Source organism: Nonomuraea sp. NPDC050691 (assembly GCF_040654455.1).
Taxonomy (GTDB): Bacteria; Actinomycetota; Actinomycetes; order Streptosporangiales; family Streptosporangiaceae; genus Nonomuraea.
Genome location: NZ_JBFAIA010000234.1, coordinates 1 through 10,799 on the forward strand (window position 1 = coordinate 1; position 10,799 = coordinate 10,799).

10 protein-coding genes are annotated in these 10,799 nt (G+C 72.4%); 3 read left to right on the forward strand and 7 right to left on the reverse strand.

Annotation, left to right across the window (positions count from 1 at the left end; genetic code table 11):
- From rhaD to AB0H81_RS41020, 7 genes are all read right to left on the reverse strand, one after another.
- The coding region (rhaD, locus tag AB0H81_RS40990) for a bifunctional rhamnulose-1-phosphate aldolase/short-chain dehydrogenase (RefSeq protein WP_358386685.1) at positions 1-1,320 on the reverse strand (1,320 nt) is incomplete at its 3' end.
- On the reverse strand, positions 1,320-2,465 hold the full coding sequence (gene rhaI, locus AB0H81_RS40995) for an L-rhamnose isomerase (protein ID WP_358386709.1): 1,146 nt from the start codon (positions 2,463-2,465) through the stop codon (positions 1,320-1,322). The genes rhaI and rhaD, both read right to left, overlap by 1 nt.
- Before the next feature lie 40 nt (positions 2,466-2,505).
- A complete protein-coding gene (locus AB0H81_RS41000) occupies positions 2,506-2,817 on the reverse strand; it encodes an L-rhamnose mutarotase (RefSeq protein ID WP_358386688.1) in 312 nt (103 codons plus the stop codon).
- 101 nt (positions 2,818-2,918) lie between these two features.
- Positions 2,919-3,992, reverse strand: a complete 1,074-nt coding sequence (gene rhaS, locus AB0H81_RS41005) for a rhamnose ABC transporter substrate-binding protein (RefSeq protein WP_358386691.1) — start codon at positions 3,990-3,992, stop codon at positions 2,919-2,921.
- Positions 3,989-4,945 (reverse strand): ABC transporter permease, encoded by a 957-nt coding sequence (locus AB0H81_RS41010; RefSeq protein ID WP_358386694.1) that lies wholly within the window; start codon positions 4,943-4,945, stop codon positions 3,989-3,991. Before AB0H81_RS41010 ends, rhaS begins: the two co-directional genes overlap by 4 nt.
- A complete protein-coding gene (locus AB0H81_RS41015; protein ID WP_358386697.1) occupies positions 4,942-5,970 on the reverse strand; it encodes an ABC transporter permease in 1,029 nt (342 codons plus the stop codon). The genes AB0H81_RS41010 and AB0H81_RS41015 overlap by 4 nt, the downstream gene beginning before the upstream one ends.
- A 60-nt stretch (positions 5,971-6,030) precedes the next feature.
- Positions 6,031-7,527 (reverse strand): sugar ABC transporter ATP-binding protein, encoded by a 1,497-nt coding sequence (locus tag AB0H81_RS41020; protein WP_358386700.1) that lies wholly within the window; start codon positions 7,525-7,527, stop codon positions 6,031-6,033.
- A 122-nt stretch (positions 7,528-7,649) separates the two neighbouring features.
- Here AB0H81_RS41020 and AB0H81_RS41025 point away from each other — a divergent pair, with 122 nt between their 5' ends.
- From AB0H81_RS41025 to AB0H81_RS41035, 3 genes are read left to right on the forward strand one after another with little or no spacing between them, the layout of a single operon-like run.
- Entirely contained in the window at positions 7,650-9,005 is a 1,356-nt protein-coding gene (locus AB0H81_RS41025; protein WP_358386703.1) for a rhamnulokinase family protein, read from the forward strand.
- Positions 8,993-9,997 carry a substrate-binding domain-containing protein gene (locus AB0H81_RS41030; RefSeq protein WP_358386705.1) on the forward strand — a complete coding sequence of 335 codons (1,005 nt, stop codon included), beginning with the start codon at positions 8,993-8,995 and terminating at the stop codon, positions 9,995-9,997. Before AB0H81_RS41025 ends, AB0H81_RS41030 begins: the two co-directional genes overlap by 13 nt.
- Positions 9,998-10,046: 49 nt before the next feature.
- Entirely contained in the window at positions 10,047-10,643 is a 597-nt protein-coding gene (locus tag AB0H81_RS41035) for a hypothetical protein (protein WP_358386706.1), read from the forward strand.
- The last annotated feature ends 156 nt before the right edge of the window (positions 10,644-10,799 follow it).

Genomic DNA, 10,799 nt, shown 5'->3' on the forward strand with positions numbered 1-10,799 from the left:
CGCGCCCTCGGCGGCCAGGCGGCGCGCGGTGGCGGCGCCGATGCCGGAGCCGCCGCCGGTGACCAGGGCGACGCGGCCGGCCAGCGGCTTGGGCGCGGGCATGCGCCGCAGCTTGGCCTCCTCCAGCTCCCAGTACTCGATGCGGAACTTCTCCGACTCGTCGATCGGCTGGTAGCGGGACAGGGCCTCGGCGCCGCGCATCACGTTGACGGCGTTGACGTAGAACTCGCCGGCGACGCGCGCGGTCTGCTTGTCCTTGCCGAAGCTGAACATGCCGACGCCGGGCACCAGCACGATCGCCGGGTCCGCGCCGCGCATCGGCGGCGAGTCCGGGGTGGCGTGGCGGGCGTAGTAGGCGGCGTACTCCTCGCGGTAGGCGGCGTGCAGCTCGCGCAGGCGGGCCACGGCCTCCTCCAGCGGGACGTCCGGCGCGAGGTCGAGCACGAGCGGCGCGACCTTGGTGCGCAGGAAGTGGTCCGGGCAGGACGTGCCGAGCGCGGCGAGCCTCGGGTGCTCGGCGCGGGCGAGGAAGTCGAGCACCTCGGGCGAGTCGGTGTAGTGGCCGACCTGGCGGGCGTCCGTGCTGGCCAGGCCGCGGACCACCGGGAACAGCTCGGCCGCGCGGCGGCGGCGGGCCTCCTCGGCCAGCGGCTCGTGGATCACGGGACCGAACGGGTCGGGGCGGCCGTGCTCGGCGATGTACCGCTCCGCGGTGCGGATGATCTCCAGGGAGTTGGCCTGGCACTCCTCGCTGGTGGCGCCCCAGGCGGTGACGCCGTGGCCGCCGAGGACGCAGCCGATGGCCTGCGGGTTCGCCTCCTTGATGGCGGCGATGTCGAGGCCGAGCTGGAAGCCGGGCCGGCGCCACGGCACCCACACGACCCGGTCGCCGAAGATCCGCGTGGTCAGCTCGGGGCCGTCGGCGGCGGTGGCGATCGCGATGCCGGAGTCGGGGTGCAGGTGGTCCACGTGCGTGGCGTCCACGAGGCCGTGCATGGCGGTGTCGATGGACGGCGCGGCGCCGCCCTTGCCGTGCAGGCAGTAGTCGAACGCGGCGACCATCTCGTCCTCGCGCTCCGGCCCCGGGTAGACATGGGTCAGCGCGCGCAACCGGTCGAGCCGGAGCACGGCGAGGCCGGCGGCGGTGAGGGTGCCGAGGTCGCCCCCGGACCCCTTCACCCACATCAGCTCGACCTGCTCGCCCGTCACCGGGTCGGTCTCGTTGCCCTTGGCGGAGGCGTTGCCCCCGGCGTAGTTGGTGTTGCGCGGGTCGGCGCCCAGCGCGTGTGCTCGTTCGAGCAGTTCCCGTACGGCCTGCATCAGGCTCCCCACCCTGCCTGCGCGCCGCCGACCCTCTCGGCGGCGATCTTGTCGAAGTAACCGGACCTGGCGTAGGCGGCCATCGGGTCCGGGTCCAGCCCCATCTCCTCGCGCAGCTCGGCGAGCAGGGGGCGGACGTCGGTGTTGTAGGCGTCCATGAGCGCGGCGTTGGCGCCGAGCACGTCGCCCTCGCGCTGCGCGGCGGCCAGCGCGTCACGGTCCACGAGGAGGGCCTTGGCGGTCGCCTCCTGCACGTTCATGACCGACCGGATCTGGCCGGGGATCTTGGGCTCGATGTTGTGGCACTGGTCGAGCATGAACGCGGTCTCGGTGGTGTAGCCGCCGCCGCGGATCACCTCGTACATGATCCGGAAGAGCTGGAACGGGTCGGCGGCGCCCACCATGAGGTCGTCGTCGGCGTAGAAGCGGGAGTTGAAGTCGAAGCCGCCGAGCTTCCCCTCGCGCAGCAGGAACGCCACGATGAACTCGATGTTGGTGCCCGGCGCGTGGTGGCCGGTGTCGACGACGACCTGCGCCTTCGGGCCCAGCTTGAGGCAGTGGGCGTACGCGGTGCCCCAGTCGGGCAGGTCGGTCGTGTAGAAGGCCGGCTCGAACAGCTTGTACTCCAGCAGGAACCGCTGCCCCTCGCCGAGCCGCTCGTAGACGGCGGCCAGGGCCTCGGCCAGGCGGTCCTGGCGCGAGCGGATGTCGTCCTGGCCCGGGTAGTTGGTGCCGTCGGAGAACCACAGCTTGAGCGTGTCGGACCCGGTCTGGTCCATGATGTCCACGCACTCCAGCAGGTGGCCCAGCGCCTTCTTGCGCACCGCCGGGTCGGGGTGGGTGACGCTGCCCAGCTTGTAGTCGTCGTCCTGGAACACGTTGGAGTTGATGGCGCCGATGGCCACGCCCAGGTCGGAGGCGTGCCGGGCCAGGCCGGCGTAGTCGTCGACCTTGTCCCAGGGGATGTGCAGGGCCACGGTCGGCGCGACGCCCGTGTAGCGGTGCACCTGCGCGGCGTCCGCCATCTTCTCGTACGGGTCGCGCGGCACGCCCTGCTGGGCGAACACCTTGAACCTGGTGCCGGAGTTGCCGTACGCCCATGACGGCGTCTCGATGCGCTGCCGGCGCAGCTCTTCCTTGATCAATGCCTTCCCCGATTCGGTCTGTCCCGGTGCGGTCGTCGATTCAGTCAAGGTGGAACACTTCCTCCAGCGTCGCGAAGGCCTCGTCCGGACGGCCCGTCTCGAAGAACGGCGCCATCTCGGCCTGCCACCTGTCGTTGACGTCCGTCTCGGCCATCAGCCTCTGGGCGGCCTCGAAGTCGTCGGTCTCCAGGTAGCCGACGAGCAGGCCGTCCTCGCGCAGGAACAGCGAGTAGTTGCCCCACCCGGCCTTGCGCAGGGCCTCGAGCATGTCCGGCCACACGGCCTTGTGCCGCTCGCGGTACTCGTCGAGGCGGTCATCGCGCACCTTCAGCAGGAAGCACACGCGCTGCATGCCACCCTCCCTCGCCTTCACTGGTCTCGTCGCTGGGTCTTGTCGTGGTGAGGTCCCCGCCGGGAGGGCGGGGACCGGGTCGAGCGGTCCGGGAGGAGCCGCTAGAAGTCGAACTGGTCGATGTTGGCGGCGTCGAAGGTGAACGGCGGGCCGAGGATGACCTCACCGTTCGCGCCGATCGTGCGCTCGCCGAGCTTGCCGGCCTTGAACGTCTCGCCCTGGGCGCCGGTGATCTGGCCGGAGACCAGGGCCGCCGCCGCGTAGGAGGCGAGGTAGCCGAGGTCCTTGGGGTTCCACAGGGCGAACTTCTCGACCGTGCCGTCCTTGACGAACTGCCGCATCTGGTTGGGGGTGCCGAGGCCGGTCAGCGTGATCTTGCCCTTGTACTTGGAGCCGGAGATGTAGCGGGCCGCGGCCGAGACGCCGACCGTGGTGGGCGAGATGATGCCCTTGAGGTTCGGGTACGCCTGGAGCAGGCCCTGGGTCTCGGTGAACGACTTCTGGTCGTCGTCGTCGCCGTAGGCCACCTTGACGAGCTTCATGTCCTTGTAGTCGGGCTTGGTCAGCTCGTCCTTCATGTACTTGATCCAGGTGTTCTGGTTCGTGGCGTTGGCCGTGGCCGACAGGATGGCGATCTCGCCCTTCTTGCCGATCATGTCGGCGAGGAGCCGGACCTGGCTGCGGCCGACCTCCTCGGAGCTGGCCTGGTTGATGAACAGGTCGCGGCACTCGGGGGCGGCGTCGGAGTCGTACGAGACGACCTTGATGCCCTTGGCGCGGGCCTGCTGGAGCGGGCCGCACACGGCGTTGGCGTCGTTGGCGGCGATGAGGATCGCGTCGTGGCCCTGCTGGGTCAGGGTGTTGATGTAGGAGATCTGCGAGGAGGCGGACGCGTCGGACGGGCCGACCTCCTTGGCCTCGCCCTTGTACTCCTTGGCGGCCTCGATGCCGGCGTTGTCGACGATGGTCTCGTACGGGTTGTTGATCTGCTTGGGGAGGAACGCCAGCTTGATGCCCTCCTTGAGGGCGGCGTTCGGGTCGGCCTTGGCTGCGGCCGAGGAGGAGGCCGGGGCCGGCGCGGGGGCGGAGGTGACGCTCGACTTGGTGGTGCCGCCGCACGCGGCGGCGGCCAGGGCCAGCAGGGTGACGGCGGCGGTGAGGCGCATCGGGGTCATGGGGTTCCTTTCAGGGCGGGCCTGACCAGGGAGACGAGGCGGGGGGTGAGCACCGACACGATGAGGAGGAGCCCGGTGACGATCGACTGGATCTCGGTGGAGACGTCGCCGAGCATGAGCAGGTTGCGCAGCAGCCCGATGAGCAGGACGCCGGCGATGACGCCCCCGAGGGTGCCCTTGCCGCCGTCGAAGTCGACACCGCCGAGCAGCACGGCGGCGATGACGGCCAGCTCGATGCCGAGGCCGTTGTCGGCGCGGGCGGAGCCGTACCGGAGGGTGAAGATCACGCCGGCGAACGCGGCGACGGCGCCGGAGAGCACGAAGAGCAGCAGCTTGATCCGCTTGACCCGGATGCCGGCGAAGAACGCGGCCTGTTCCTGGGCGCCGATGGCGTACAGGGCGCGGCCGAAGCCGGTGGCGTGCAGGACGACGCCGGTGACGGCGGCGAGCAGGACGAACAGGGCGACGGGGTACGGCACGGGCGTGCCGGGGACGTCGTCCACGGCGAGCGCGGTGTAGGCGGGCGGGAACTGGGCGACGGCCTTGTCGCCGAGCACCACGTACGCCAGGCCGCGGTAGAGGGCGAGCGTGCCGATCGTGACGGCGAGCGACGGCAGCCCGAGCCGGGTCACGAGCAGCCCGTTGACCAGGCCGCACCCGGCTCCGGCGAGCACGACCAGCGGGATGATCGTCTCGATGGCCATGCCGCCGTCCCACAGGGCGCCCACCAGCGCGCTGGACAGGCCCAGCACGGAGGCGACCGACAGGTCCACCTCGGCCGCCACCACGAGCAGGGTCATGGCCAGCGCGATGAGCGCGATCTCGCCGAGGTCGCCCAGCGCGAACGACAGGTTGCCGGTGGTCGCGAAGCCGGGCACGGCGAGCGAGCCGGCGGCGAACACCGCGACCAGCAGCGCGCCGACCAGCACGTCCCAGCGCAGCACCCGGGTCATCGGCGGCCCCCCTTCCTCAGCAGGCGGGCGACCCGGAGGGCGACCACCCGGTCGACGCTGATCGCCAGCAGCAGCAGCGCGCCGGTGATGGCCTGCTGCCAGAACGGGTTGACCCGGAGCACGACGAGCGCGCTGCCGATCGTGGTGAGCAGCAGCGCCCCGAGCGCGGCGCCGTACACGCTGCCGACGCCTCCGGTGATGGCCACGCCGCCGACCACGACCGCGCTGACCACGAGCAGCTCCCAGCCGTTGGCGGAGTCGCCGACGACCGTGCCGAACCGGGCCAGCCACAGCACCCCGGCCAGCCCGGCCAGGCACCCGCTGGCCAGGTAGGCGGCGAGGACCCGCCGCCGGACCGGCACGCCGGCCAGGCGGGCCGCCTCGGGGCTGGAGCCGATCGCGTAGAACTCCCGGCCGCTGGGGTAGGCGCGCAGGTACGCCCCGACCGCGAGCATGACCGCCAGCGTGATGAGCGGCAGGTACGGCACGCCCAGCACGGCCCCGTTGCCCAGCGCGAGCAGGGCGGGTGGCAGGTCCACCGCGTTGATCTGCCGCCCGTGGGCGATGTAGTGGTCGAGGCCCTGGATGACGTAGAGCGTGCCGAGCGTGACGACGAGGGCGGGCACCCGGCAGAAGCTCACCAGCAGGCCGTTGACCAGGCCGCAGGCGGCGCCGATGGCCACGCCGAGCAGCACGGCGGGCACGAGGCCGGCGCCGCGGGCGAGCACGTCGCCGGTGACGAACGCGACCAGCCCGACCACGGAGCCGACCGACAGGTCGATGTTGCGGGTGATCACCACGACCGACTGGCCGACGGCCAGCAGGGCGAGGATCGCCGTGTTGAGCAGGATGTCCTCGACGCCCTGGCCGGACAGGAAGTTGCCGTTGACCCCGGCGGTCACGGCGACGAGCACGGCCAGGGCGGCGACCAGGCTCAGCTCGCGGGCGCGGAAGACGAGGTCCACGAGGGCGCGGGCGCCGCGCGCCCCGACCTCCCGGCCCGGCGGCGCGGTGGTCGCGGTCATGCCACTCCCCTCGTGGCGGCGGTCGAGGTCATGCGGACCTCCCCGTGGCGGTGGTCGCGGTCATGCGGCCCTCCTCGTGGCGGCGTGCATCACGCTCTCCTCGGTGGCCTCGGCGCGCGCGATCTCGGCGGTCAGCCGGCCCTCGCGCATGACGAGCACCCGGTCGGCCATGCCGAGCACCTCGGGCAGGTCGGAGGAGATCATCAGGACGGCGATGCCCTGCCCGGCCAGCTCCGACAGCAGCCGGTGCACCTCGGCCTTGGTGCCCACGTCGATGCCGCGCGTCGGCTCGTCGACGATGAGCACGGACGGCTCGGTGGCCAGCCACTTGGCGAGTACGACCTTCTGCTGGTTGCCGCCCGACAGCACGCCGACGCCGTCGCCGAGCCGGGCGAACTTCAGCCGCAGCCGCGCCGCCCAGTCCGCCGCCCGGTCGCGCTCGGCCCGCCGCGAGATCGTCGCGCCGCGGCGCAGGGAGCGCAGGCCGGTCAGCCCGATGTTGCGCTCGATCGACATCTCCATGACCAGGCCCTGCTGGCGGCGGTCCTCGGGGACGAGGGCGAGGCCCGCCCCCATGGCGGCGGTGGGGCTGCCGGGCGGCAGCTCGCGGCCGTCCACGGTGACCGTCCCGGCGTCCCGGCGGTCGATGCCGAAGATCGCCCGGGCGACCTCGCTGCGGCCGGCGCCGACCAGCCCGGCCAGGGCGACGATCTCGCCGCGCCGCACCTCGAAGGAGACGTCGGTGAAGACGCCCTCGCGGGTCAGCCGTTCGACCTTGAGGGCGACGTCGCCGACGGCGGCGTCCTGCTTGGGGTAGAGCGCGCCGAGGTCGCGGCCCACCATGCGGCGCACCAGGTCGTCGTGGGTGAGCCCGGCGACGGGCTCGCCGGCGATCCACTGGCCGTCCCGCAGGGTGGTGACGCGCTGGCAGAGGCTGAAGATCTCGTCGAGCCGGTGGGAGATGAACAGGACCGCGCAGCCGTGCTCGCGCAGCGCCTCGACGACCGAGAACAGCCGGGCCACCTCGGCGCCGGACAGCGCGGCGGTCGGCTCGTCCATGACGAGCACGCGGGCGTCGCGCGAGAGCGCCTTGGCGATCTCGACGAGCTGCTGGTCGGCGATGGACAGGCCGCGCGTGGGGCGGCCGGGGTCGAGGTCGACGCCGAGGCGGCCGAACAGCTCGCGGGTCGCGACGCGCATGGCGGCGCGGTCGATGCGGCCGAGCGAGCGCCGGGGCTGGCGGCCCATGAAGATGTTCTCGGCGACGGACAGGTCGGGGAAGAGGGTGGGTTCCTGGTAGATGACGGCGACGCCGGCCTGCTGGGCGTCGGCGGGGCCGGTGAAGACGACGGGCTCGCCGTTGAGCAGAATGAGGCCCTGGTCGGGGCGGTGGACCCCGGCAAGCGTCTTGACGAGTGTGGACTTGCCCGCGCCGTTCTCGCCCGCGAGCGCGTGCGCCTCCCCCGCGTACAGCTCGATGGAGACGTCCCGCAGCGCTCGGACCGCGCCGAAGGACTTGCTGACGCCGGCGAGTGCGAGCGTGGGGTGAGCGCTCATACTTCCTCCGCGCGACAAACGTTTTAACACGATGTTTCCGGAATCTAGGCGCTGCGCCTGCGGCCGTCAATGGGGCATACTCGGCTATGGCGCCATTGTGATTGATACGTTTTAATCAGGCCATGCGATTCACCGCTGTGGACCTCGGCGCGTCGAGCGGCCGGGTGATGACCGCCGACATCAGCCCGGACAAGATCGAGCTCGCCGAGGCGCACCGCTTCCCCAACCGGCCGGTACGGGTGGCCGGGACCCTGCACTGGGACATCCTCGCCCTCCACCAGGGCGTGCTCGACGGCCTGCGCAAGGCGGGGCCCGCCGAGTCGGCCGGGATCGACTCCTGGGCCGTGGACTACGGCCTGCTCGACGCCGCGGGCCGCCTGATCGGCAACCCGGTCCACTACCGCGACGCGCGCACCGCCGGCATCACCGAGCGGGTCGACCCGTACGAGGTGACGGGGCTGCAGTTCCTGCCGTTCACCACCGTGAACCAGCTCCTGCGCGAGCGGCTCGACGGCGCCGAGACGCTGCTGATGATCCCGGACCTGATCGGCTACTGGCTGACCGGCCGGATCGGCGCCGAGCGTACCAACGCCTCCACCACCGGCCTGTACGACGTGACCCGCCGCGACTGGGCGTGGGACCTGGTCGAGCGGCTCGGCCTGCCCCGCCGGATCCTGCCGCCCATCACCGACGCCGCGTCCGGCCCCGTGCGCGACGACGTGGCCGCCGAGCTGGGCTACTCCACCGTCGTCACCCAGGTCGCCTCGCACGACACCGCCTCCGCCGTGGTCGCCGTGCCCGCCACGGCACCGAACTTCGCCTACATCTCCTGCGGCACGTGGTCGCTCGTCGGCGTCGAGCTGCCCGCCCCGGTGCTCACCGAGGAGAGCCGCCTGGCCAACTTCACCAACGAGACCGGCGTCGACGGCACCGTCCGCTACCTGCGCAACGTCATGGGCCTGTGGATTCTGCAGGAGTGCCTGCGCGTCTGGGACCACCCCGACCTGGAGGCGCTGCTGGCCGAGGCTGAGAAGGTCCGCGTCGACGCGGTCATCGACCCGGACGACCCGTCGTTCCTCCCGCCGGGCGACATGCCGGCCCGCATCGACGCCTACTGCGCGCGCACGGGGCAGCGCCCTCCGGAGGGGCGGGCGCAGGCCGTACGATGCATCCTGCAGAGCCTCGCCCTCGCCTACGGCAGGGCCGTCGACGACGCGGCCCGCCTCAGCGGGCGGCCCGTCGAGGTCGTCCACCTGGTCGGCGGCGGCTCGCGCAACGCGTTGCTGTGCCGGCTCACCGCCGAGGCGACGGGGCTGCCCGTGGTGGCGGGCCCGGTCGAGGCGGCCGCCCTCGGCAACGCGCTGGTGCAGGCGCGGGCCCGCGGCCTGGTCGGCGACCTGGCCGAGATGCGGGATCTGGTACGGCGGAGCGCGGACGTGCGCACCTACGAGCCCCGGGGGCGTGAATGGCCACAGTGAGCATCAAGGACGTCGCGGCCCGGGCGGGCGTGTCGCCCGGCACGGTGTCCAACGTGCTCAACCGGCCCGAGAAGGTCGCGGGCGGCACCCGCGCCCGGGTCGAGGCCGCCATCCGGGAGCTGGGGTTCGTCCGCCACGGCTCGGCGTCCACGCTGCGGGCCGGTCACAGCCGCACCATCGGGCTGTCGGTGATCGACATCGGCAACCCGTTCTTCACCGACGTCGCCGCCGGCGTGGAGGACATGGCCAGCGAGCGCGGCTACGCGGTCATCCTCGGCAACTCCTCGGGCAGCCGGATGAAGGAGGAGCGCAACCTGCTGGTCTTCGCCGAGCAGCGGGTGCGCGGCGTGCTCATCACGCCCTCCGACGAGGACCCCGGCCGGCTGGACCGGCTGCGCGAGCGGGACATCGCCGTGGTGCTCGTCGATCACCCGGCGGAGCGCTCCAGCCAGTGCGCGGTCGCGGTCAACGACGTGACCGGCGGCGCCATGGCGGTCGGCCACCTGCTGCGCGGCGGGGCCGGGCGGATCGGCTACGTGACCGGGCCCGCCGCCATCCGGCAGTGCCAGGACCGGCGGCGGGGGGCCGAGCAGGCCCTCGCCGCGGCCGGGCGCGACCCGGCGGAGCTGCGCGAGATCGCGATGCCGGCGATGACCGCCAAGGCCGGTCAGCAGGCGGCCGAGAAGCTGCTGGCCGAGGACGCCCTGCCCGACGCGCTGTTCTGCGCCAACGACCTGCTGGCGCTCGGCATGCTCCGGGGGCTGCTCCAGGCGGGCGTGCGGGTGCCGGACGACGTGTCACTGATCGGGTACGACGACATCGACTTCGCCTCGGCCTCGACCGTGTCGCTGTCGTCGATCCGGCAGCCCACCTACCAGCTCGGCCGGGTGGCCACCGAGCTGCTGCTGGACGAGTGCGACAACCCCGACACGCACGCGCACCAGCAGATCATGTTCCAACCGGATCTCGTCGTGCGGGAATCCACGCGGTAGGTTGAGGCCCTGACCGGATGACGGGGGTTGGGGCGTTATGTCCAACGGTGTGCGTCACGTACTCGGAGTGGTCGCCGGGATCATCCTGCCGCCCCTGATCGCCCTGGGGCTCATGTACGGCGTCACCGAGGTCAACGTGAGCTTCCACAACTTCGTGGTCTCGTGGGCGGGCCTGGCCCTGATCGTGCTCTGCGGCGCGCTGGTGGCCGTCCTCGCCTCCTCGCGGGTGTCGCCGATCGGCTCGCTGCTCGGCGGGATCGGGTTCACCGTGCTGGGCGTGCTGCCGTTCATCGAGGTCATGTCGGGGCCGATCGTGCCGGACAGCCTGATGACCGGGTGGCTGCGCAACGGCTACCTCACGCTGGGGCTCACAGGGGCGTTCCTGCTCCTGGGCGTCGTGCTGCTGGTCTCGTCGGCGTTCCCCTCGCGGTGGCGCTCGCGACGGCCGCCGACGGTGCCGCCGGGGTACGGGGCCGCCGCCTCCCACGAGTCGCCGGGGTACGGTTCGCCGGGGTACGGCTCACAGCAATCCGGCCCGCAGGGGTACGGGAGTTCGCAGGGGTACGGGAGCTCGTCCTCCTACGGGCCGCCGTCGTCGTACGGACAGGTGCCCGACGACACGACCCGGCCGATGCACCGGGACTGACGCCCCGACGGGGATGACGAGCCCGCCACTCGGCCGGGCCGGCGCGGGCGGATGACGCGCCCGGCGGGGCGGGCTGGCAGAATGCCGCCCATGCGCGACATGGAGATCGGCGGCTTCCTCGAACGGCTGGCCGCCCGCGAGCCCGCGCCGGGCGGC